Source organism: Xanthobacter flavus, from assembly GCF_017875275.1.
Classification (GTDB): Bacteria; Pseudomonadota; Alphaproteobacteria; order Rhizobiales; family Xanthobacteraceae; genus Xanthobacter; species Xanthobacter flavus_A.
The window spans coordinates 1,186,857-1,208,207 of the sequence record NZ_JAGGML010000001.1 but is presented as its reverse complement, the minus strand read 5'-3'; the positions used below and the strand labels follow the sequence as shown (position 1 = coordinate 1,208,207).

The window sequence follows — 21,351 nt, the reverse complement described above, 5'->3', positions numbered from 1 at the left end:
GCCTTCTTGTCGCATGGTGCGATGCGGCACGCTCAAGCTTCCCGGTTACCTCTCATCACGTAACGGAACGGGGTTCGGCGGTGTCCGGCAATTGTGCGCTGCCGAAGCCGAGCGTGATCACGGAAACGGGCGTTGACCCGTCGCGCGCGCCTGGCGCACAGTGCCCGTGTGAAGGTCGGTTTGGCTCCCGCGGGTCGGGGCGCACAATCTATCCAGTCGGATACAGCACAGCCTGAACCGCGGCATCGCCTGCGGGGCCGCACGCACGTGCGGAAACGACTCCCGGGGCAGGAGCGGCCACGCGCCGCGCCGCTGGGACTGGCGCTCGCGCTTCTGCTGGCAACTTCGCCTTTGACCGCCGCCGAGGAGGAGCATGCGCCGCCGGGACGACTGGCCATCGTCGAAGGCCGGCCGACATCTCCTGTGCTCTCGCTCGATGCCCTCGATGGCGGGCGTGTGACGCTCGCCCCGGATGATGCGCCGACCATCGTCCATTTCTTCGCCACCTGGTGCGTGCCCTGCCGCACGGAGCTGCCCGCTCTGGCCGGTTTCGCGCGCCGCAGCGGTGTGCCGGTGCTGCTGGTGGACGTGGCCGAGCCGGCCGATCGCGTGCGCCGCTTCTTCGCCGAAGGCACGGCCGGCCCCGCGCCCGGCCCCGTGCTGATGGATCAGAACCGCGCGGCTGCGCGGGCATGGGGAGCCAGCCTGCTGCCCGCGAGCTTTGTCGTGATGTCCGGCCGCATCCTGCTCGCCCGCGAGGGTGAGGTGGACTGGGCCGACCCTGAAACCCTCGCCGTGATCACGGCCGCGGCGGTGGCAAGCGCAAGAACCCAGCCGAGAGACTTCCAGGGAGAACAGACCCGATGACCACCCGTCGCGACCTTCTGAAGGCGGGCGCGCTCGCCGGCCTTTCTGCCGGTGCCGCCGCCGTCCTGTCCCGTGCCGCCTTCGCGCAAGCCGCCGGCACGCCGGCTGCCTCGGAAGCGCGTGTGTTCGCCCCTACGGTGGGCAACTGGCGCAGCTTCCAGATCACCACCACGGTCGAGATCCTGAAGCCAGCCGGCAAGGTGCAGGCCTGGCTGCCGGTGGCTTCGTTCAGCAATCCGGACTGGTTCAAGCCCGGCGAGAACACCTGGACCACCAATGCCAAGACCGCCAAGATCGTGCGCGACGCGCGCTCCGGCGCCGACATGCTGCATGTCGCCTGGGCCGAGGGCGAGCCGGCGCCGAAGGTGGAGCTGGTCAGCCGCGCCACGACCCGCGACTTCGCCGTGGACCTGACGAAGCCCGGCAAGCCGGCGCCCCTCAACGCAGACGAGCGTCGCCGCAACACCGAGGCCACCGACCTCATCCCCACCGACGGCATCGTGAAGGCGACGTCCGACAAGATCGTCGCCGGCAAGGCCACCGAGCTGGACAAGGTGGGCGCCATCTTTCAGTGGATCGTCGAGAACACCTATCGCAACGCCGCCACCCGCGGCTGCGGCATCGGCGATATTGCGGCGCTGTTGAAGAGCGGCGATCTCGGCGGCAAGTGCGCCGACCTCAACGCGCTGTTCGTCGGCCTGGTGCGGGCGCAGGGCATTCCGGCGCGCGATGTCTATGGCCTGCGGGTGGTGCCCTCGCGCTTCGGCTACAAGAGCCTCGGCGCCAATTCCGAGATCGTCACCAAGGCGCAGCATTGCCGGGCCGAGGTGTTCCTCTCCGACTTCGGCTGGACCCCCATGGACCCCGCCGACGTGCGCAAGGTGGTGCTGGAGGAGCCCCCGGGCAAGCTCGCCATCGACGACCCCAAGGTGGTCGCCGCGCGCAAGGCGCTGTTCGGCTCGTGGGAGGGCAACTGGTTCGCCTACAACACGGCCCATGACGTGGCCCTGCCCGGCTTCGACGGGCCGCATCTCGGCTTCCTCATGTATCCGCAGGCCGTCAGCGCCGGCGGCCTGCTCGACTGCCTCGACCCGGACAATTTCAAATACACCATCCGCGCCGCAGAGATCGCGGTGTGACCTGACGCCGGTCAGGGCGTTCTCCGTCGCCGTGCCGGGGCGTGGCCCGGCGGCGGGGAATTTTTCCCCGCCCGACCCCCGATCCGCGCGGCGGCGCGTCCGCCGCGCGCCTTCTCCCTTATGGAACATCGCCATGCTCGACGTGCCCCACGCTGCTTCCGCCCAGCCCGCGCCCGTGCGCCTCACCAGCCTCGCCCATGGCGGCGGCTGCGGCTGCAAGCTCGCGCCGTCCGTGCTGCAGGAACTGCTGGCGGGGCAGGCGGGCGGCGGGCCGTTCGAGCGGCTGCTGGTGGGCACCGAGACGGGAGACGATGCGGCCGCCTACGATCTCGACGGCGAGACCGCCATCATCGCCACCACGGACTTCTTCATGCCCATGGTGGATGACCCCGACCATTTCGGTCGCATCGCCGCGACCAACGCCATTTCGGACGTCTACGCCATGGGCGGCGAGCCGCTGATGGCGCTCGCCATTCTCGGCATGCCGCTGGGCAAGATCGACACTGCCACCGTGCGCGCCATTCTCGCCGGCGGGCAGGCCATCTGCGCCGAGGCGGGCATTCCGGTGGCCGGCGGCCATTCCATCGATTGCCCGGAGCCGGTCTATGGTCTCGCCGTCATCGGCCGGGCACCGAAGGCGCGGCTGCGGCGCAATTCGACGGCTCGGGTGGGGGATGCGCTCATCCTCACCAAGGCGCTCGGCGTCGGCGTCTATTCCGCCGCCTTCAAGAAGGAGGCGCTCTCCGCCGCCGCCTATGACGAGATGATCGCCTCGGTGACCAAGCTGAACCGCGTCGGCGCCGCCCTCGGCAAGGAGGCTGCGGTGAGCGCCATCACCGACGTGACCGGCTTCGGCATTCTCGGCCACGGGCTGGAGATGGCGCGCGGCTCGGGCGCCACCCTCGTCATCGAGCGCGCCGCGCTGCCCTGGCTGTCGGAGGCGGAGGCGCTGGTGCAGCAGGGCTTCGTCACCGGCGCCTCGCACCGCAACTGGGCAAGCTACGGCGCCGAGGTGGACCTGCGGGAGGGCACGCCCGACTGGCAGCGCCACCTCCTCACCGATCCGCAGACTTCCGGCGGCCTGCTCGTGTCCTGCGCGCCGGAAGAGGCCGACCGCTTGCTCGCCGAGATCCGCGCGGCGGGCTATCCGGCGGCGGCGCGCATTGGCCGCGTGGAAGCCGGGCCGGGGCGGGTGCGCATCGCCGGCTGAGGCGGCAGGTTGGGGCGAAAGCGGGGGCGCTGGCGGGGAGCCGGCGCAAGAATCGAGGAACCATGGGGCGTGGCAGGTTGTTCTCCCGATGAAAGGAGAACGGCCATGCGCTTCACCGACGCCCTGACCCCCCAAGCGATGGCGCCCCGGCGCCCGTCTCCCCTCGTGCTGCCCTCGCCCAACAGGGCGCGCATCTGCGCCACCGCCATCGTCGGCGGCATCATGTTCCTTCTGGTTTCGGGCCTACCCGCGCCGGCCGCCGCACAGACGGCCGCACCCACGGCCCAGACCGGCGCCTGCGAGGAGCCGCCCCACACGGCCGCGACGCCCCCGGCGCATGGCCCGGATTCCGGCACCAAGCCCGGCAGCGAAGGCTCCACCGCGTGGAGCGGCGGCACCGGCGGTTCCTATACCGGCCTCACGCCCCACGCTGGGACGCCGGCGTCTCCCACCCGGCAGCCGGACACGGTTTCGGGCGTCAATCCGAAGCCGGAACCGCAGGGGAAGTGCTGACGGGACTTTGGCTTCTTACCCAACGGATGGGGCCGAGATCATAGGCCAGCTGATGGCGCACCACGGCGGCGTCCGCGTCTGACGCATCGCCGGAGCGGGCGGTCACCCGCCGCACCATCTCGTCCGCCGGCGCGTCGAGCCAGAGTCCGTTGAACGGTACGCCAGCCTCTTTGGCGACGTCCTCGAGAGCGTCGCGTTCCTCCGGTCGCGCATGCACGGCATCGACGATGACGGTGTACCCGCTGGTGAGGACGTGCCGCGCCAGCCTCCGAAGCCGCTCATAAACGCGGGGGCTCACCTCAGCCGCATAGGCCTCTGGGGGCAGCTTTTCCGTTTCCGGCACGTTGAAGAGGCGCTTGCGCTCGATATCCGAGCGCAGGACGACGGCGCCGGGCGCCCGCGATTCCACCTTCACCGCAGCCTTGGCAGCCCAGGTGCTCTTGCCGCTCCCTGACAGCCCGCCCACCCCCCAAAGCGTCGGTTGGGGCTGCGTTCCGCCGATTAGAGCGCAGGCGTGACGGAAGAAATGGGTGACCCGCGCCTCCCCCTCCGACCGCTTCTCTTCTACCAGATGCGCGAGCCCTGCTGCCTCCACCTTCGCCCGGATGCCGGCGCGGAGACTGAGGAAGAGCGGCAGCGCGGCCAATCCGTCCAGCTGTGTGTCGTCGCTGACCCAGAGATAGCGGTTGAGAATCGCGTTGGCCGCGTTCCGTTCGCCCCGTTGCCACAGGTCCATGAGCAGGAAGGCGAGGTCATACAGAACATCGCAGGTGGCGATCTCGTCGTTGAATTCGATGGCGTCGAACAGCACCGGCTTGCCATCCAGGAGCACAATGTTGCGCAGGTGCATGTCGCCATGGCAGCGGCGAACGAAGCCTGCTTCAGAGCGTGCCGCCAGCAGGAGCCGCACCTGCACCAGCGCCGCGCGAGATGCTTCGGCGAGGCGGGCCACGTCATTGGCTGGGAAGAGGTCAGGCCGGGCGGCGAATTCGTTGATGTTGTCTTCGAGATAGGTGGAAAGCCTTCCCGCGCTGTCGAAGCCCCGGCGCGCGGGCGCGGCGGCGTGGGCAGAGACCACCATGGCCGCGACGTCTTTCGTCAGCTCGGGCGTGAGGGCGCCGCGCTCGGTGATGCGGTCGAGGGTGAGGTTGGTGTCGAAGCGGCGCATCTTCACCGCGTATTCCACCGCTTCGCCGTCCCCGCCGAGCGCGAGGCCGTCTGCCATCCGCACGATGGGCACGACGCCGAGATAGAGGCCGGGCGCTCCCGCGCCCGATATTTCCACCTCGGCGGCGCAGGCGGCGCGGCGCTTGTCCAGCGTGGAGAAATCCATGAAGGGGAAGAAGACCGCGCGCTTCACCTTGTACGCGTAGGGGCCTGCGAGAAAGACGGCCGCGCCGTGGGTGTCGATGCGCGTGACCGTTTCCTTAACGCCATGGGTGGCGGGATCCGCGAGGAGGGCGAAGACGGCGCTCTGGTCGGCGACCACATGGTCGCCTGCGCTCTTTTCGGGCGGTTGCGGTGCCGTCATGGTCGCCTCGCAAAGGGGGATATTCTGAACCGGATGGGCCGGTCCATATACCCCGGAGCGCGATTGTTTTCGCTCCCCCCGCCTGGCTTGTCATCGGCTGGCGTGTCCTGCCGATGGGATGCAAAGAGAGGCCTATTCCGCCGCCAGCGCCGGCCGCCCCAGCCCGCGGCCGGAGCGGGTGAGGTAGCGGCGGCATTGCTGCTCGCGGTCGTAGCCGAGCATGGTTCCCAGCATGAAGTCCTCTTCCGCCGTCAGGGCATTGAGCGGACGGATGACCAGCGCCCGCGCCACCGCGACGAAGGCATCACGTCCAAAGAAGAGGTTGGCCTTGGCGGGGCTCACTTGCTGGACGAAATGGTCGATGCCCGCCCGCTCCAGCCGCGCGAGCAGGAGCGGCAGCTCCCGCGACGCGAGCGTCATCAGGAACAGGGGGCGCACGCCCCGCCCGAGTTCGTAGAGATGGTGGTGAAACAGGCGCTGCGTGGCGCCTGCCTCCTCGCCCGCCGCCCCGCGCACCGGAGCCGGCGGCCAGCCGGGCTCCCCCTCGCTCGGATCGAAGGCGGTCTCTAAAGAATGCTGCTGAGCCATGCGGTCACTCGCTTGTCGGTGAGACCGGACTGGGTGTCCAGGTCGAGCGCAAGGCCGACGAACTTGCCCTCCCGCTCGGCGGTGGAGTTGAGATAGTCGTAGCCCTTGGTGTCGGTGAAGCCGACCACCACCGCCTCCAGCGCCGTCACCTCGTCATAGAGGATGCCCATGGCGTCCACGAAGGAGCCGGGATAGCTCTCCTGGTCGCCGGTGCCGAACAGCGCCACCTTCTTGCCCTTGAGCCGCGCCGAGCGGAGCTTGTCGATATGCTCCTCCCAGTCGGTCTGGAGCGTACCGTCGCCATAGGTGGGCGACCCGAGAATCAGCAGTTCGCAATTCTCGAAATCGGCCGGGCTCGCCGTCTTTATGTCCACCGCACGGCCCTGGCACTTCTTCGAAATCCGGGACGCAACGCCCTTGGTGGCTCCCCCATCGGAACCAAAGATCACGTTAACAATCATGTCCGCGTCTCATTATGGAACAGTTCAAAACGTTGCTCCACAGATTTCGCCAATGTGCGGCTCCTGCGGAGACTTTCTAAACAATCATTCGCAACGCAAACGCATCGCATGAGCATCAGACATCAAGGTTTCATCGAAGACAATGGCCCCGCGCGACATTGGAATGCCTCGATAGTGCGGGGCTAATCCATCCTCCGCATGCGCATGCCGGGCGCAGCCCATCTCATGTTTGCGCCCGTCGTCCTCCGGCGTAACCGGACGACGACGGGCGCAATTGATTTCAATCCGCTCGGCGCGTGCTCTTTCTTGAAATTGGAGGGCGATTTGCTGATCAAGTTGTTTCAACTTGATCGGATCGCGCTCTAAGGCAGTCCGGCCCTCAGGGCGTGATGGCCACTTTGAGAACGCCGTCGCGCTGGTTGGCGAAGAGGTCGTAGGCGGCTTCGATCTCGTCCAGCTTGAAGCGGTGGGTGACGAGGGCGCGGGCATCCACCCGGCCGGCGGCGACCACATCCATCAGGCGCCGCATGCGCTCCTTGCCGCCAGGGCAGAGCGACGTGATGATGGCATTGTCGCCGAGCCCCGCCGCGAAGGCATCAAGCGGGATCTTCAGGTCGCTCGAATAGACGCCGAGGGAGGAGAGCGTGCCGCCGGGCCGCAGCACGCGCAGCGCCGCCTCGAACGTCTCCTGCCGGCCGAGCGCCTCGATGGCGACGTCCACGCCCCGCCCGTCAGTGAGGCGCAGGATTTCCTCCACCGGATCGACCTTGGAGAAATCCACCACGAGGTCGGCGCCCATGGCGCGGGACATCTCCAGCCGCGCGGCCACCCGGTCCACCGCGATGATGCGCGTCGCGCCCATGAGCTTGGCGCCCGCCGTGGCGCACAGGCCGATGGGCCCCTGCGCGAACACGGCCACCGTGTCGCCGATCTTCACCTTGCCGCTCTCGGCGCCGGCAAAGCCGGTGGACATGATGTCCGGGCACATCAGCACCTGCTCGTCGGAGAGCGCCTCCGGCACCGGGGACAAATTGGTCATGGCGTCGGGCACGACGAGATATTCCGCCTGCGCGCCGTCGATGGTGTTGCCGAAGCGCCAGCCGCCCATGGCCTTGAAGCCGTGCTTGGTGCGCGGGCCGTCCTGCGAGCACTGGCCGCACAGGCAGGCATTGGAATAGCCGGACGGGGTGATGGCGCCGGCGATGACGCGCTGACCCTCGGCGAAGCCCTCCACCGCCGAGCCGAGCTTCTCGATGATGCCCACCGGCTCGTGGCCGATGGTGAGGCCCTTCGCCACCGGATACTCACCCTTCAGGATGTGCACGTCGGTGCCGCAGATGGTGGTGGTGGTGATGCGAATGAGCGCATCAAGCGGGCCGACATCGGGGATGGGCTTTTCGTCCAGCACGATGCGGTTCTTCTCGACGAAGACGGCCGCCTTCATCTTCGCCCGGCCGGGGCGCTGGCGTTCCACATAGGCGGCGGGGGAGAGCATATCCGTCATGGCGTTCCTGCCTTTCCGTCGGGCCGCATGCGCGGCTGCCTCGAGGTATTTTAATATTGGTCGGTTGGCGGCGGGGCATTGATGCCCGTCAACGCGGCGACACGGCTTCGGCACCGGAGAGGGAGAGTGTAGACTTCCAGAAGCGGCCCTTTTCGGGCCGGCCGACGATTTTCAGACGGGGATTTTCATGACTAGTCACAGCGAGCCGGCGCAGCTTGCGCCGGAAGCCATTGCGCGCTGGACAGGGCTGCCCGAGGAGGCGCCGCTGCGCCTCGCCCTCACGCGGGCCGATCTCGACAACCTGCTGCTCGGCCTGCGCACGCTCGCCATCGGCCAGAGCGAGCTGGCGGCGGCGCTGGTGGCGCACCTCAATCAGGACCATGGCGCATGCCATGAGGCGGTGCTGCGGGCAGGGGAGCTCTCCCAAGCCGCCTTCGGCCGCATCAACGGCTTTGTCGGGGCCGTTATGGCCGGGGCCGTACCCGAGAGGTGAGTGAACTGCGGAAGCTATCCCGCCGTCATGGCTCGGAACGCCTTACGGGGATTGTACCGTCGGTCTGACGTGGATGCCCGGGACAAGCCCGGGCATGACGGCATATCTCCAGACGGAGGCCTTCAGCCTCAGGCCAGAGCGCGCTCCCCCTCGACCGTCGCCCCGCTGCGCGCCTTCTCCACCAGATGGCCGGCGAGGCGGTGGGCCAGCGCCATGATGGTGAGCGTGAGGTGCTTGTCCGGCAGCACGGGCACGACCCCGCCGTCGCAGACATAGACGTTGTCGAGATCGTGCAGCTTCAGGTCCGCGTCCACCACGCCCCTCTCGGGATCGGCGGTGGTGGCGGTGGTGCCGGCATAGTGGATGCCGGTGCCGGTGTTGTCGCGCGAGGGGTAGATGGAGGTCGCCCCGGCGTGGCGCAGCACCTGGCGGCCCCAGCCGTTCATGGCCTCCATCATCGCCTCCGCGCGCGGCGTGGCGGAGAAGTCCACGGCCACGTGGCGCACGCCGAAGCGGTCGCGGGTGGCGCCGGGCCGCACCCGGTTGGCGGGGGTCGGCTCGCCGGCGCAGAACAGGCCGAGCGTGACGTAGGAATGGAACATGAAGCGGGCGAGCCGCTCCTTCATGAAGGGCGGGAAGCGCTTCATGCCGGCGAGATAGTGGGGAATGTCCGGCACGCCGTGGATGGCGTGGCCGATGAAGGGGAATTCCTCCCCGTCCGGGAGCGTGCCGCGCGACATGAGAATGAGCAGGTCGCCATAGCCGATGTCGAAGTCCCGGCCCTTGCCCCACAGCTTCCACAGCGAGGTGGAGAGCACGGCCTTGGGATTGTCCTGCAGGCGCAGGCCGAGCTGGCCGGTGGTGTTGCCCATGCCCTCGGGCGCGGCATCGTCGGCGGAATTGAACAGGATGCGCGGGCTCTCGATGGCGCCCGCCGCGAGCACCACGTGATCGGCGGTGAGCACGCGCGCCTCGCCGGTGGCCATGTCGCGATATTCGACGCCCATGACCCGCTTGGTGCCGGGCTCGCGCAGCAGCCGCACCACCTTGGCGCCCTGGCGCAGCTCGTAGTTCGGCAGCTTCTCGATCTCCGGCAGCAGCCGGGCGGTGAATTTGTAGACCGCGCCGGTGGGGCAGCCGGAGGTGCAGATGCCGGTGGAGACGCAGGCGTTGGGGCTGTCCGGGCGGGTGTCGATGGCCTTGCGGTTGGGGATGGCGTGCGAATAGGGCTCGTCCATCGCGTTGACCGCATCGACGATCATCACGTCGGCGGGGCGCAGCGGCTTGGGCGGCACATAGATGCCGTCCGGCAGTTCTTCGAGTTGCTCCTCGGTGCCGCAGACGACGATGCGCCGCTCCACCGCCTCGTAATGGGGCGCGAGGTCGGAATAGGAGATGGGCCAGTCGCGGAAATCGCGCGCGGAGAAGCGCACGCTCACCCCGTTCCAGAGGTTCTGGAGCCCGTTGACGGCGAGGATCTGGTAGTGGTGGAAGCCGGTGTCCGGCCAGCCGGTGGAGCCGTCCGCGCCCTTCTCGAACAGGGGATGCACGAACAGGCTGTCGTGCGGCTCGGCTGGCCACACGGTGTTGGCGCGGATGCCGAAGTCGAGCTGGGTTCCCGGTGGGTCCAGGCGCTTGAAATGGTCGTCGGCGAGGCGTCCGCCCTGCTCCAGCGAGACCACATTGAGCCCCGCCTTCGCCAGCTCATAGGCCAGCATGCCGCCGCCAGCCCCGGTGCCGACGACGATCACGTCGCAATGGGTTGCCTCAGCCATGCGCGCCCCCTGAAGCCTTATCCGCCAGCGGCCGCCCGCCCACCAGCGGCCATTCCCCCACCGAGCCCAGGAAGCTGGGCGAGGCGAAATGCACATATTCGAAGAAGGTGCCCACCGCCTCGGCATCCTCCGCCAGATGCTCGCGGTGCACCGCGCCCGCCGGGAAGCCGGCGCGCGCGGCGATGCGATGGAAGGCGGCGTTGAGCTGGGTGTTCAGCGTCGCGATGCGGGCAAGGTCGCCCACCATCGGCTCCAAGGCCGCGTGGTAGGGGCCGAGGGGCAGGAGGGCGACGACGAGCGCCTCGAAATCGAGGGGGGCGTCGGGAGAGGTCTCGCTCATGTCTTCTCCTCAGGCCGCGTGCAGGCGGCCAAGCTCGCGCAGGGGCCGACCGCTCCTCAGGTGGCGCTCGATCTCTTCCAGGCTCACGCCGTTGGTTTCCGGCACCAGCCACTGGGTGAAGGCGAGGCCGGCGACACACACCACGGCATAGAGGCCGAACACGCCGGCGAGGCCGAACTCCGCCACCAGCACCGGGAAGCTGAACACCACGATGAAGTTGAAGCCCCAGTTGACCAGCGAGGCGATGCTCATGCCCAGCGCCCGGCAGTCCAGCGGGAACACCTCGGACATCATCACCCACGGCAGCGGGCCGATGGCGATGGCGAAGGAGGCGATGTAGAGCACCAGCCCGGCGAGGGCGAGCGTGTCGAGCGCCGCGCTGTCGGTGGCGGCGGCGATGGCGATGGCGCCCAGCGAAACCGCGGTGCCGGCGAAGCCGATGAGCAGGAGGAGGCGCCGGCCGAGCCGGTCGATGAGCATCATGCCCACCACCGTCATGAGCACGTTGACCACGCCGATGCCGGCGGTGGCGAGGATCTGGGTGGCGGCGGAATCGAAGCCCGACAGCTGGAACACGGTGGGCGCGTAATAGATCACCGCATTGATGCCGGAGAGCTGCTGCAGCAGGAACAGCCCCATGGCGACGATCAGCGCCGGACGCACGCGGGGGGAAACGAGATCGGCGAACGTCGCCTTGCGACCCTCGTCTTCCGCCACGGCGGCCTGGATCTCCGCATATTCGGCGGCGACCGCCGGATCGCTCTCCGGCTTCTCGCGCATGCGGGCGAGGGCGGCCTTCGCTTCGGCGCCGCGGCCGCGCAAGGCCAGCCAGCGGGGCGTGTCGGACATGGCGAAGATGCCGGCGAACAGGAGCACCGCCGGCACCGCACCCATGGCGAACATCCAGCGCCAGTTCTCGTCGAAGGCATAGCCGACCACATAGGCGCCGAGAATGCCGAGCGTGATGGCGAGCTGGTATATGGAAACCAGCATGCCGCGCTGCTTGGCCGGCGCGCTCTCCGAGATATAGAGGGGCGCCATCATGGCCGCGACGCCCACCGCGAAGCCGATGACGAGGCGCGCGAGGGAGAGGGTGACGAGCCCGCCCGCGAGCGCGCTCAGGAGCGCTCCGCCCACGAACAGCACGGCGGCCCAGAGCAGCAGCTTGCGGCGCCCCGCGGCGGCGGCGAGCCGTCCGCCGACGATGGCGCCGATGAAGGCGCCGAACGGCACCGCCGCCGTCATCAAGCCTTCGGCCGCGGCGTCGGTGACGGGATCGATGCCAAGGTCCCTGCGCAGCGGCGCCAGAGCCCCCGCAATCACGCCCTCGTCGAAGCCGAACAGCGCCCCGGCGAGGCCGGCGATGGCGGCGATCAGATAGATCATGCGCTTCCCCTTCGCGCTTTTCCGCCCGCCGGACAGCCCCGCGGCGCGGCCCCCTGTGTCGTGAAGGCCCGATGCCCGGGCGTCAGGCCAGCACCACGCGCGCCACCTTGCGGACGGCGGCGATGATGTCGTCCTCGTCCTCGGTCGTCAGCGTCGAGGCGATGGTGAGCAGCGCGCCGCGGGCGTGCAGGTCGTCGCAATGGGGCAGGGCGCCGGCGGCGTAGCTGTAGCTCTCGCCGAAGGCGTTGGAGGGGTGGGTCCAGGGGAAGCCGTCGCGGCTGTCGGAGCGCTTGTGCACGAGGCTCGGAATGTTGGAGTACCAGTGCATCCCCCACTCGCGCATGGCGAGGCAGGCGAGCGATCCGGCCGGGCCGGCGATGCCTTCCGCGCGCAAAGCGTCGACGAAGCGGCGGGCGGTGGCCTCGTCCTTCAGCGTCATCAGCATGAAGGGACCGGTGTCGCCGGAGGGGTCGGGCACGTTGCGGAAGCCGAGGCCGGGGAGGTCGGCGAGGGCTTTGCGGATTCGCCACTTGGAGGAGCGCATGTTGCCGGTGATCTGCGGCAGCTTGCGCATCTGGGCGAGGCACATGGCGCCCGTCAGCTCCGACATGCGGGCGCCGACGCCCCAGAGCTGGCAGCTCTCGTCCGAGGTGTCGAGCCGGCCCTTTTCGTTGCGCGGATAGCCGAGGTCATGCAGGGCGACGATGCGGCGGAACAGGTCGTCCCGCTCCGTCACCACCATGCCGCCGTCGCCCGAGGTCATGTTCTTGTTGAGCTGGAAGGAGAAGATGCCGATATCGCCGAACGTACCCACGGCCTTGCCGTTCTGGCTGGCGCCGGCGGTCTGGGCGCAATCCTCGATGAGGGCGATGCCCCGCTCGCGGCAGATGCGGGCGACATCGGCGACCCGGCCGGGCGCGCCGCTCATGTGCACCATTAGCGCGGCGCGGGTGTGGGGGCCGATCTTGCGCTCCACGTCGGCGGGATCGAGGGTGAAGCAGTCGTCCACGTCCACCAGCTTCGGGATGGCGCCGGCGCGCACCACGGCGGCCACGCAGCTCACCCACAGATAGCCGGGCACCAGCACCTCGTCGCCGGGGCCGATGTCGAGGGCCGACATGGCAATGGTCAGCGCGGCGGTGCCGGAGGAGACGCCCAGCGCGTGCTTGTGGCCGAAGGCGGCGCACCATTCCTTCTCCAGCGTGTCCACCATGTGCTGGAGGTCGGGGCCGTAGAAGCGGAAGGGGCTCTGGGCACGCACCACGCGGGAGACGAGTTCCAGCTCCTCCTCGCCGATCCAGTGGGCACCGGGCAGTTCCCACGGCAGCGGCTTGGTGCGGACGGGTTCGCCGCCCTCGATGGCGAGGCGGTTGGCATGTTCGTGCGTTGCCGCGGAAACGGTCACTTGGCGCCCTCCCCATACGGCACGCTCCGGCAGGTGGCCGGGCCTATCGCCGCTCGATTTTTCGTACTTATGCTCTACTGTAGGTGGCGCTTACAAGTCCTGCAGGCCGCTCCATCTCGCGCACGTTATCCGCGCCCTACCTCCATACCCGTCGGATCACATGGCAACCTTGTTCCTCACGGCGGGCCTCGTGCTCCTCAATGGCATGTTGTTCGGCTTCAGCACGGCGTCCATCGCCGGTGTGGTCGGCGCCATCTCCGAGGCGTTCGCCCTGTCCACCCGCGCCACCGAGATGATGGTGACGTCGCTGCTGGCCGGCTGCTTCGTGGGCGCGGTGCTCGCCGCGCCGATTTCCCAGCGGATCGGACGGCGGCCCTCCTGCCTGCTCGCCGCGGCGCTGGCCTTCGCCGGCTACGCACTGGTGCCGCTCGGGCAGGCGATGGCGCCGGGCGTGGGGATGCTGGTGGCGGCGCGCATCCTCATCGGCCTCGGGGTGGGGCTCTCCTCCATGGTGGTCCCCATGTATGCGGCGGAGGTGACGCCGGCGCGCCATCGCGGCGCGGTGGTCTCCCTGTTCCAGCTCGCCGTCACCATCGGCATCCTGCTCGGCTATGCGGTGCCCCTCGCGCTCACCGGCCACGCCACGTGGGCGCAGATGCTGGGCGGCGGCGCGCTGATCGCGGTGGCGTGCGCGGGCGCCGTGCTGCTGCTGCCGGAAAGCCCGCGCTGGCTCATGTCCCGCGGTCGGATCGTAGAGGGCGAGGCGGCGGCCCAGCGGCTGGGCCTTGCCGGCGAGATCTCCGCCGGCGACGGCGAGAGCGCGCCGGCCGGCAACTGGCGGGCCGTGCTCGGCCGGGGCAGCACCAAGGCGGTGCTGGTGCTGTGCAGCGTGCTGTTCGTGCTGCAGAATTTCTCCGGCATCGATGGCATTCTCTATTACGCCCCGCACATCTTCACCGAGCTCGGCTTTCCGGCCGGCGTCGCCGCCCTCGCCGCCACCTTCGGGCTCGGCCTCGTCAACGTGCTGGCGACGCTGGCCGCCATGATGCTGGTGGACCGCCTCGGCCGCCGCCCGCTGCTCATCGCCGGCTCGGCGGCCATGGCGGTGAGCCTCGCCGTGGTGATCGTCGCGGCGCTGGCGGACTGGCCCTATGTGGCGCTCGCGGGGCTCTGCGCCTACATCGTCGCCTTCGCGCTGAGCCTCGGGCCGCTGCCCTATGTGCTCATGTCCGAGCTGTTCCCCTCGGCCATCCGCGAACGGGGCATCGCCGCCGCCTCGGCAACGAGCTGGCTGTTCAACGCCATCGTCGCGGCGAGCTTCCTCTCGGTGGTGGAGGGCATCGGCCTTGCCGCCACCATCGGCATCTTCCTCGTGGTGTGCGTCGCCTCGCTCTTCATCTCCCTCGCCTACGTGCCGGAGACGCGGCAGGTGGAGCTGGAGGACATCGAGACGGACGTGCTCGCTGGCAAGGCCCTGCGACACCTCGGCGCCTGACCGTTTTCAGCCCCGCCCGGAATGGGCTACAGGTGGGGCGAGACAGTGCCGCGCAGGGGGAAGCCATATGCCAGCGACGTTCGAGGTTTCGGGGCTGCTGAGCTTCACCATCGCCATCCTCGTCTACTTCCTCGGCGCCGGCCTCAACGAGATCATCACCCCCCTCAAGCGCTGGAACATCCCCGAGGCCGTCACCGGCGGCATCATCGCGGCGCTCGCCACCCTGTTCGCCTACAAGGTGCTGGGCCTCGCGGTGACCTTCGACCTCAATGCGCGCGACATGTTGCTGCTCTATTTCTTCACCGGCATCGGCCTCAACGCCCGGGTCTCGGACCTCGCCACCGGCGGCAAGCCGCTGGTGATCCTGCTGCTGCTGACGGTGGTCTATCTGGTGCTGCAGAACGTGGTCGCCGTCGGCGGCGCGGCAGTGCTCGGCCTGCCCTATGGCGTGGGGCCGCTGCTGGGCTCGGTGTCTCTGGTGGGCGGCCACGGCACCACCATCGCCTGGGCGCCGCTGATCGCGCAGCGGTTCAATTTGCCCAACGCACTGGAAATCGGCATCGCCAGCGCCACCCTCGGCCTCGTCATCGCCAGCCTGGTGGGCGGTCCAGTGGCGGGCCTGCTCATCTCCCGCTTCAACTTGCGCGGCACCGGCGACGACGCCCCCATGGTGGGCCTGCCGGACACACCGGCCGAGCCCGAGGGCGGTTCGGTGAACTACAAGAACATCCTCGTCACCATCCTGGCGCTCAACATCGTCATCATCATCGCCTATGCGCTGGAAGGCGTGGTGGAGAAGACCGGGCTGAAGCTGCCCATGTTCGTGGTGTGCATGCTGGTGGCCATCGTCATCACCAACATCCTGCCGAAGGTGGCGCCGCGCCTGCCGTGGCCGGCCCGCACCCCGGCGCTGGCGCTGGTATCGGATCTGTCGCTGAAGATCTTCCTCGCCATGTCGCTCATGAGCATGCAGCTGTGGACCCTCGGCGGCCTTGGTCCGGCGCTCGGCACGGTGCTGGCGCTGCAGACGCTGGTGGCGGTGGCCTACATCCTGTTCGTGGTGTTTCCCGCCATGGGCCGGACCTATCAGGCGGCGGTGCTGGCCGCCGGCTTCACCGGCATCAGCCTCGGCGCCACGCCGACCGCCATCGCCAACATGACCGCCGTGACCCGCACCCACGGCCCGGCGCCCATCGCCTTCATCATCCTGCCGCTGGTCTCCGCCTTCTTCATCGACATCGCCAACGCGCTGGCGATCGGCTTCATGCTGAGGTGAGGGGGCGGGGCAGGGCGCTTGCGATCTCGCGAAGCTGCGCCCCCATGCCGCGGCATAGAGCGCGCGCCGGCGCGCGGACCGTCTGGCCGGATCCCGGCCGATCTCTCAGAATGGGGGGAAACTGGAGCGGGCGATGGGAATCGAACCCACGACATACAGCTTGGGAATTTGGCGCAAGCCGTTGAATTGAAATAACCGCGTTCCTCATCACTACCCCTCAGCAGAGGAAAGTAGTGATGGGGCTTCGAAACGAAAGACCCGCGAAGCGTGGCAGCGCTCCGCGGGCCCAATTCAGAAGCAGCTCTTCTCAAGCCGCACATCTTCAGTACCACGAGGAGCGGCAGCCAACAAGCCAGGTGACACTGCTCGACAAGTGGCGCCTGCTCCAGGCCTGTCTGGTGGATGACACGCTGTGCTCGACGGCGAAGAACCTCTTCGGTTTGCTACTGGATCATCTGAACAGCCGGACCGGCCAGTGCAATCCCTCGATCGCGCGCCTTGCCTCCCTGCTCTCCCTCAGTCGACACGCAATCATGCGGTCGCTCGCGGAGTTGGAGAGCCGCGGTTGGGTCGAAGCCGATCGTAAGCAAGGCAGGCGTACCGATTATGAGCTTTGCTTTGATCGGCCGGAGGTCCGGCATCTGGTGTCGGAGAGGCCGGAAGCCGGTTGCGAAAATGCGACCGGCCCTGAACTGGCCGCCCCTAGCACTGGTCGCGAGAATGCGACCGGAGGCAGTTGCAGGAACGCGACCCGAATCCAGGAAGAGAACAAGAAATATATCTCTCATCTGGTCGACGCGGGCCCGGGGTTGATCCCACTGGAGTCCCAGCCACCTCCGGCGGCACAATCGGAGATCAAGCTGCCTTCCGACATTGGGGAGACGTTCGACCAGTTCTGGCAGACCTTCCCCAAAAAGGAGGGCCGCGCTGCTGCGCTTCGCGAATGGACCGCAGCCCGTGCCGCGGCAGTTCCGGCTTCGCTGCTGGTGAGCGGCGCTAAGCGGTACGCGAGGAAGTGCGCCACGCGGGAAGCGCGATGGATCGCATCGCCCGCCAATTGGCTGCGCGGCCAACGCTGGCTCGACGACGAGGCTGATCGGTTCTCAAGAGCCGCGCCGGCCACCCCGCCGCCAGACGACGAAATCACTCGCGCTGTCCGGGAGGCAAAGGCGCCCCGTGACGAAACGACATGGGTCTTCATCCAAGAGGGCTCACCCGAGTGGACCCGATGGCGAGGCGCCTTTGCTTACGCCCGCGCGCCACTCGAGACCGGCGTCCGACGCCTCGTTCAGGCTGAGACCGGCGCCCTTGAGCGCAGGCTGGGCCGGTATTTTCCCACCCCTCTTCCCCCCTCGATCGAGGCCACCTCCCATGGATGACAAGTCATTTTCCAGCATTTTTACGCCCGTCCAGAACGACTATGCCCTCATATCCCTGCGCCGCGTGCTTGGCTGCACAGTGGACGCGGTCTGGAAGGGCACCACCTGTTCTGACGCGAACATGATCGCGACTGCCGCGGCCTTCTTCAACGTTGCGGTGGCGATCGTCGGCTCAATCTTCATCACCTACACGATCTATGTGGGGGTCGCCGATACCGCTCGCGAAGGCGAGGCGATGGGCGGGAACAGCGTCAAATACACCGTGGCCCGCGTCGGCCTCGGGGCCATCATGATTTTGCCCGTGAGCTCCGGCTTCACCCTCGCGCAGCTGCTGGTGATCCAGATCCTTGTTTGGGGCTCCGGCGCAGCCGACAACCTCTGGGCCAAGATCTCTCCCATGATCGCCTCCGGCGGTTACAGCCAAGTCGCGACCGTACCCGAGGACGATTACAAGTTGCGGGGCATGATTGCCGGGGCCATCCGGACCCGGGCCATTGGCTATGTGTGTGCCTACAGGCTCAACGAGATCGCCGAGACATTTGGGCACGGCAGCGCGAGAGACGGCAAGCCGATCGTCGCCCGCACATTGCCCGTCAGGGGCCTGTTCGGCCAGAAGACCGACTCGATTGTCCAGGCCTTCGCGGACTCTGGAACGTGGTTCAACGGCTCCACCTCGCTTTGCGGGTCGGTTCAGTACCAGCTCCCCAAGGCCAGCGCGCTGGGCGTACCGGCCCAAGGCGTTACCGGCGAGATCGATCTCGCGACATGGGAGAAGATGAACGCGATCGCCGTCAATGCCGTGAACGGAGGACTGAACGCGGCCTGGGGGCAGATTGACGCTACCGCGAAGAGCATCGCGAACCAGGTCTATCTCCAGGCGCGGAACGATCAGGAGATCAAGACGCAGATCGGTAGCGGCGTCGCCTCGGCGCAGGCGGCCCTGCGAAATGCGGTCAACAACACCCTGTCGGGAAGCGACGCAAGCATCAAGCAGCTGGCCGCGACCTATCTGGACGAGACCGCCTCTGCAGGATGGGTGTTCGCGATCTCCTGGCAGCGGGCCAACATCAACATCGCCCAATATTTCCAGAGTGTCGTCAATGCCACGAACATGGAGGGCGTGGCGCCCGACAGCCTCAGCTCCATCTTGCAGCCCATGTCTCAGGGCGGCTGGTTGGGTTCCGCGCCCCAGCTGACCGGGAGCACCTGGCGCGTCCTAGCGGATAGCTACGAGCGCGACGTGGGCTATATGCGGTCGTTCGATGCCTATTTCGCGGACTTCAGCAAGGCGAGCCCAGTCGAGGCAGCCGGGCAGGTGGGCGTCCCCGACACCAGCGCGGCGGGCGTTTCCTCCGCGTTCAGGTGGGTTCTCTCCAAGCTGCAGGTCGCGGGCACCAACGGCACCTCGCAGTGGAGCGATCCGCTCCTCATCCTGACGCAGATCGGCGTGGGCCTGGTGGATGCGGGCCTTTGGGCCCTTGGCGGCGCGGCCGTGTCGGACGTGGCTTCGGGCTTCATCCCCCACGTCGGCGGCCTGGTAAAGACGGCAGCGGCCGGGGCATGGTTCGTGGGCGGCATCCTAATGGTCGGGGGCTTCTGGATCGGCGGCGTGCTGCCACTCATGCCGCTGGTCTACTTCTTCGGTGCCGTCATCAGCTGGCTGGTGATCGGCCTCGAGGCGCTGATCGCGGTGCCCATCTGGGTCCTGACGCATTTCTTCCCGGCCCGGGAGCCGTCGCTGATCGGCGCCAGCCGCCAGGGCTATCTGCTGCTCTTCGGCCTCCTGGCCCGGCCGATCCTCATCATCATGGGGCTGATCGTCTCGCTGCTGCTCATGTCGGCGGCGTTCGCGATCCTCAACAGCATGTTCTTCAGCGTGTTCGCGCTGATGATCCCGCTCGACTCCGGTCCGGTCACGTCGGCCATCACCTCGCTGGCCGCCATCGCCATCTACGGGTCGGCGGCGACGATCGTCGTGTGGAACAGCTGTGCGCTCATTTCCGAGCTCGGCGACGCTGCGCTGCGCTGGGTGGAAATCGGCGTGCAGAGCCTGTGGTCGTCCAAGATGGGCGGGGACGTGTTCGGCCAGGTGAGCCCGGCCGCCGGCATCACGAATATGGGCCGGAGCCTCGGAGTCGGCGCACTCCAGGGCAGCAAGCGCGCACAAAAAGGTCTGGCAGGCATTGGCGCGCGACTGCGAAGCAAAAAACAGGACACGGAATGAATAATATGGGTTAAAAATCGCACTTTTTCAGATTTTATCTTGACGCATAGGTTGCATTTGTTAGTATAAATGCACGGAGAATGACATGAAAAATCAGATGAATGAGCTGCTGCACCAGCAGGATACGGAGCGACTTGCCCGCGAGGGCGATCCGGCCATCTATCGCCGGCTCTGCGCGGATTTTCTGTCTACCTATGACCTGATGCGCAGCCAGGGCGTGACGACATCGCCGGCCGCGATGACTGAGGTTCTGAACCGCCTCACCCTGGCGCGGCGGGCACAGCTGCTGCCGGCAACGCGCTTCTGCCGGCAGGCGTGGGTTGCGCTGCGCGACGACCTCGATCCGCAGGTGCTGATCCGGCTGATGGTCCATGCGCGCGAGGACATGGAGCGCCTCTATCGGGACGAGGAGCGCACGGTGGAAAACCTCCGCGACCTCGTCACGCGGTCCATCCTGCTCATGGCCCACGTCCGGGCGGAGAAGGGCCTCCTCGGCTCCCGCTTCAACGCGGGCTGGCGTCTTGCGCGACGCCGGCGGGCCTTCGCCTCCGGACGGCTGCAGGCCATCTGGGACGAGGCCCACCCACAGCCGCAGGTGGTGCATGTGACGCACACGCCCATCATTCATCAGCACGTCGCGCCGACGCCCAGCGGGCGGTGGTGACGCAAATGGTTCTCAAGGAAGAAGGAGCAGAAACGATGTTGGATATTTGCTCGCCAACCGGCCCAACCGGCGATGAGAACAAGGTGTCTCGCCCGCTCGGCGATGAGCACGAGGCGTTGGCGGACCTCGCGGCCGTCGATGCCTTCCTTGAAGGCTGGACTGAATCAATGGATACCCCGGAGAGCAGAAAGACGATTGAACAGGACGGCCGCCTCTTCAGGTGCAACGTTGCTCTGCACCCGAGCATTCCCGACCGCTGGGCCTGGCAACTCGAGGAGGACGTCAGAGAGTGGACCGAGTGCCTGCTCGTCGAAGGGTTTGCGGGCTCCGAGATCAGGGCCAGGCAGCTCTGCTTGCTGGCGCTCGTGGTGATTCTCTCGGACGATCGCGCCAACCCGCTCGCGGTCCGTCGCGCGAAGTACGACCTCTATGCCGATTGAAAAGCCGGTGCTCCAGCGCATGCGCGAGGCTGCCGTCGCTCTCTGGGTAGCTGGCAGCCTCCTCCCTCTCATTCTGTGGGGGTTCACCGACGCCGGGCTGATCGGCGCCGCGAGCGTCGCCATGGTTTTGCCGGCGGCCACGTTCTGCCTGTTCGTCCTAGGCGATGGCCTCGCGCGCGCCTTCGGGCCACCGGCCGGGGCCGTCATTGGCCTCGGCATCGTCACCGTCCGGCACATGGCTGCCCTCACGCGGGCGGCCGGCCGCATTCTTCTCATCACCATCGCCGGGAGGCGCTGATGCTGTCCTACCTCCGGGAAGAGCCGATCGATCTGCCACTCTCCGTCCTGGTCTACCGGACGCGCGGGGTCCGGATCCGCAACGCACGGTGGAGGCTGAAGCTCACCCAGCGGCAGCTGGGTGAAATCATCGGCGTGTCGCGCCAGACGATCTGTGTCGTCGAGACCAGCGGAAGGATGCGCATGCAGACTCGCCGACGCCTCGAGAAGTTCCTCGGCCTCGACCTTGCGCTGTTGCCGGAACCTCCTGTCGAGGTGGAAGTCAGCGAGGAAGGGGGTCCAGGGGCTGCCCCGGCACACGGGGATTAGCGGAGCGGGCCGTAGGCAATCCCCTAGTGTGCTAACTACATCCAGGAACGCATCC

At 67.8% G+C, this 21,351-nt stretch carries 22 protein-coding genes; 13 read left to right on the top strand and 9 right to left on the bottom strand.

Annotated elements, in window-relative coordinates; genetic code table 11:
* Positions 1-267 precede the first annotated feature (267 nt).
* From J2126_RS05930 to J2126_RS05915, 4 genes are all read left to right on the top strand, one after another.
* Positions 268-867: a TlpA family protein disulfide reductase gene (locus tag J2126_RS05930; protein ID WP_209484839.1), complete on the top strand. Its 600-nt coding sequence runs from the start codon at positions 268-270 to the stop codon at positions 865-867.
* Positions 864-2,006, top strand: a complete 1,143-nt coding sequence (locus tag J2126_RS05925; RefSeq protein ID WP_209484837.1) for a transglutaminase-like domain-containing protein — start codon at positions 864-866, stop codon at positions 2,004-2,006. The genes J2126_RS05930 and J2126_RS05925 overlap by 4 nt, the downstream gene beginning before the upstream one ends.
* A 133-nt stretch (positions 2,007-2,139) precedes the next feature.
* The gene (gene selD / locus J2126_RS05920; protein ID WP_209484835.1) at positions 2,140-3,216 is read left to right on the top strand and encodes a selenide, water dikinase SelD; all 1,077 of its coding nucleotides are present in this window, start codon (positions 2,140-2,142) and stop codon (positions 3,214-3,216) included.
* A 105-nt stretch (positions 3,217-3,321) separates the two neighbouring features.
* Entirely contained in the window at positions 3,322-3,729 is a 408-nt protein-coding gene (locus tag J2126_RS05915; protein WP_209484834.1) for a hypothetical protein, read from the top strand.
* Here J2126_RS05915 and J2126_RS05910 read toward each other — a convergent pair.
* The 5 genes from J2126_RS05910 to J2126_RS05890 all read right to left on the bottom strand — a co-directional run bounded on the left by J2126_RS05910 (position 3,695) and on the right by J2126_RS05890 (position 7,804).
* A complete protein-coding gene (locus J2126_RS05910) occupies positions 3,695-5,260 on the bottom strand; it encodes an AAA family ATPase (RefSeq protein ID WP_209484832.1) in 1,566 nt (521 codons plus the stop codon). The two genes, J2126_RS05915 and J2126_RS05910, sit on opposite strands and share 35 nt — an antisense overlap.
* Positions 5,261-5,392: 132 nt before the next feature.
* The gene (locus tag J2126_RS05905; RefSeq protein WP_209484830.1) at positions 5,393-5,848 is read right to left on the bottom strand and encodes a DUF2023 family protein; all 456 of its coding nucleotides are present in this window, start codon (positions 5,846-5,848) and stop codon (positions 5,393-5,395) included.
* Positions 5,827-6,309 carry a flavodoxin FldA gene (fldA, locus tag J2126_RS05900; protein WP_209484828.1) on the bottom strand — a complete coding sequence of 161 codons (483 nt, stop codon included), beginning with the start codon at positions 6,307-6,309 and terminating at the stop codon, positions 5,827-5,829. Before fldA ends, J2126_RS05905 begins: the two co-directional genes overlap by 22 nt.
* 84 nt (positions 6,310-6,393) lie before the next feature.
* Positions 6,394-6,654, bottom strand: a complete 261-nt coding sequence (locus tag J2126_RS05895) for a hypothetical protein (protein ID WP_209484826.1) — start codon at positions 6,652-6,654, stop codon at positions 6,394-6,396.
* Positions 6,655-6,688: 34 nt separating this feature from the next.
* On the bottom strand, positions 6,689-7,804 hold the full coding sequence (locus J2126_RS05890) for an NAD(P)-dependent alcohol dehydrogenase (protein WP_209489883.1): 1,116 nt from the start codon (positions 7,802-7,804) through the stop codon (positions 6,689-6,691).
* 196 nt (positions 7,805-8,000) lie between these two features.
* Here J2126_RS05890 and J2126_RS05885 point away from each other — a divergent pair, with 196 nt between their 5' ends.
* The gene (locus J2126_RS05885; RefSeq protein ID WP_209484824.1) at positions 8,001-8,306 is read left to right on the top strand and encodes a hypothetical protein; all 306 of its coding nucleotides are present in this window, start codon (positions 8,001-8,003) and stop codon (positions 8,304-8,306) included.
* 128 nt (positions 8,307-8,434) lie between these two features.
* Here the strand turns inward: J2126_RS05885 and J2126_RS05880 are convergent, their stop codons facing one another.
* Genes J2126_RS05880 through J2126_RS05865 form a run of 4 tightly spaced genes read right to left on the bottom strand, consistent with a single transcriptional unit; the run spans position 8,435 to position 13,212 of the window.
* Positions 8,435-10,081: a GMC oxidoreductase gene (locus tag J2126_RS05880; RefSeq protein WP_209484822.1), complete on the bottom strand. Its 1,647-nt coding sequence runs from the start codon at positions 10,079-10,081 to the stop codon at positions 8,435-8,437.
* Positions 10,074-10,421 (bottom strand): hypothetical protein, encoded by a 348-nt coding sequence (locus tag J2126_RS05875; RefSeq protein WP_209484820.1) that lies wholly within the window; start codon positions 10,419-10,421, stop codon positions 10,074-10,076. The genes J2126_RS05880 and J2126_RS05875 overlap by 8 nt, the downstream gene beginning before the upstream one ends.
* A gap of 9 nt (positions 10,422-10,430) precedes the next feature.
* Entirely contained in the window at positions 10,431-11,843 is a 1,413-nt protein-coding gene (locus tag J2126_RS05870; protein ID WP_281066370.1) for a sugar porter family MFS transporter, read from the bottom strand.
* A gap of 46 nt (positions 11,844-11,889) precedes the next feature.
* On the bottom strand, positions 11,890-13,212 hold the full coding sequence (locus J2126_RS05865) for a DegT/DnrJ/EryC1/StrS family aminotransferase (protein ID WP_209484816.1): 1,323 nt from the start codon (positions 13,210-13,212) through the stop codon (positions 11,890-11,892).
* 160 nt (positions 13,213-13,372) lie between these two features.
* Between J2126_RS05865 and J2126_RS05860 the strand changes: the two genes are divergently transcribed.
* The 8 genes from J2126_RS05860 (at position 13,373) to J2126_RS05825 (ending at position 21,296) form a co-directional block, all read left to right on the top strand.
* Positions 13,373-14,707, top strand: coding sequence for a sugar porter family MFS transporter (locus J2126_RS05860; RefSeq protein ID WP_209484814.1), 1,335 nt, complete (start codon positions 13,373-13,375; stop codon positions 14,705-14,707).
* Between the two features lie 67 nt (positions 14,708-14,774).
* Positions 14,775-15,983 (top strand): sodium/glutamate symporter, encoded by a 1,209-nt coding sequence (gene gltS, locus J2126_RS05855; RefSeq protein WP_209484812.1) that lies wholly within the window; start codon positions 14,775-14,777, stop codon positions 15,981-15,983.
* 356 nt (positions 15,984-16,339) lie between these two features.
* Complete coding sequence (locus J2126_RS05850; RefSeq protein ID WP_209484810.1) at positions 16,340-17,362, top strand: helix-turn-helix domain-containing protein; 1,023 nt, start codon at positions 16,340-16,342, stop codon at positions 17,360-17,362.
* Positions 17,355-19,586: a DotA/TraY family protein gene (locus J2126_RS05845; protein ID WP_209484808.1), complete on the top strand. Its 2,232-nt coding sequence runs from the start codon at positions 17,355-17,357 to the stop codon at positions 19,584-19,586. Before J2126_RS05850 ends, J2126_RS05845 begins: the two co-directional genes overlap by 8 nt.
* A gap of 85 nt (positions 19,587-19,671) precedes the next feature.
* The gene (locus J2126_RS05840) at positions 19,672-20,250 is read left to right on the top strand and encodes a hypothetical protein (protein WP_209484806.1); all 579 of its coding nucleotides are present in this window, start codon (positions 19,672-19,674) and stop codon (positions 20,248-20,250) included.
* A gap of 5 nt (positions 20,251-20,255) precedes the next feature.
* The gene (locus J2126_RS05835) at positions 20,256-20,690 is read left to right on the top strand and encodes a hypothetical protein (RefSeq protein ID WP_209484804.1); all 435 of its coding nucleotides are present in this window, start codon (positions 20,256-20,258) and stop codon (positions 20,688-20,690) included.
* A complete protein-coding gene (locus tag J2126_RS05830) occupies positions 20,680-20,988 on the top strand; it encodes a hypothetical protein (protein ID WP_209484802.1) in 309 nt (102 codons plus the stop codon). The genes J2126_RS05835 and J2126_RS05830 overlap by 11 nt, the downstream gene beginning before the upstream one ends.
* Positions 20,988-21,296: a helix-turn-helix domain-containing protein gene (locus tag J2126_RS05825; RefSeq protein WP_209484800.1), complete on the top strand. Its 309-nt coding sequence runs from the start codon at positions 20,988-20,990 to the stop codon at positions 21,294-21,296. The genes J2126_RS05830 and J2126_RS05825 overlap by 1 nt, the downstream gene beginning before the upstream one ends.
* Positions 21,297-21,351: the final 55 nt, after the last annotated feature.

Bases quoted from the DNA above. Each gene is read 5' to 3' on its own strand.
- J2126_RS05925 (WP_209484837.1), top strand. From the start codon at position 864: ATGACCACCCGTCGCGACCTTCTGAAGGCGGGCGCGCTCGCCGGCCTT.
- J2126_RS05890 (WP_209489883.1), bottom strand. From the start codon at position 7,804: ATGCTCTCCCCCGCCGCCTATGTGGAACGCCAGCGCCCCGGCCGGGCG.
- J2126_RS05860 (WP_209484814.1), top strand. From the start codon at position 13,373: ATGGCAACCTTGTTCCTCACGGCGGGCCTCGTGCTCCTCAATGGCATG.
- fldA (WP_209484828.1), bottom strand. From the start codon at position 6,309: ATGATTGTTAACGTGATCTTTGGTTCCGATGGGGGAGCCACCAAGGGC.
- J2126_RS05825 (WP_209484800.1), top strand. From the start codon at position 20,988: ATGCTGTCCTACCTCCGGGAAGAGCCGATCGATCTGCCACTCTCCGTC.
- J2126_RS05875 (WP_209484820.1), bottom strand. From the start codon at position 10,421: ATGAGCGAGACCTCTCCCGACGCCCCCCTCGATTTCGAGGCGCTCGTC.
- selD (WP_209484835.1), top strand. From the start codon at position 2,140: ATGCTCGACGTGCCCCACGCTGCTTCCGCCCAGCCCGCGCCCGTGCGC.
- J2126_RS05915 (WP_209484834.1), top strand. From the start codon at position 3,322: ATGCGCTTCACCGACGCCCTGACCCCCCAAGCGATGGCGCCCCGGCGC.
- J2126_RS05835 (WP_209484804.1), top strand. From the start codon at position 20,256: ATGGTTCTCAAGGAAGAAGGAGCAGAAACGATGTTGGATATTTGCTCG.
- gltS (WP_209484812.1), top strand. From the start codon at position 14,775: ATGCCAGCGACGTTCGAGGTTTCGGGGCTGCTGAGCTTCACCATCGCC.
- J2126_RS05910 (WP_209484832.1), bottom strand. From the start codon at position 5,260: ATGACGGCACCGCAACCGCCCGAAAAGAGCGCAGGCGACCATGTGGTC.
- J2126_RS05845 (WP_209484808.1), top strand. From the start codon at position 17,355: ATGGATGACAAGTCATTTTCCAGCATTTTTACGCCCGTCCAGAACGAC.
- J2126_RS05830 (WP_209484802.1), top strand. From the start codon at position 20,680: ATGCCGATTGAAAAGCCGGTGCTCCAGCGCATGCGCGAGGCTGCCGTC.
- J2126_RS05905 (WP_209484830.1), bottom strand. From the start codon at position 5,848: ATGGCTCAGCAGCATTCTTTAGAGACCGCCTTCGATCCGAGCGAGGGG.
- J2126_RS05840 (WP_209484806.1), top strand. From the start codon at position 19,672: ATGAAAAATCAGATGAATGAGCTGCTGCACCAGCAGGATACGGAGCGA.
- J2126_RS05885 (WP_209484824.1), top strand. From the start codon at position 8,001: ATGACTAGTCACAGCGAGCCGGCGCAGCTTGCGCCGGAAGCCATTGCG.
- J2126_RS05880 (WP_209484822.1), bottom strand. From the start codon at position 10,081: ATGGCTGAGGCAACCCATTGCGACGTGATCGTCGTCGGCACCGGGGCT.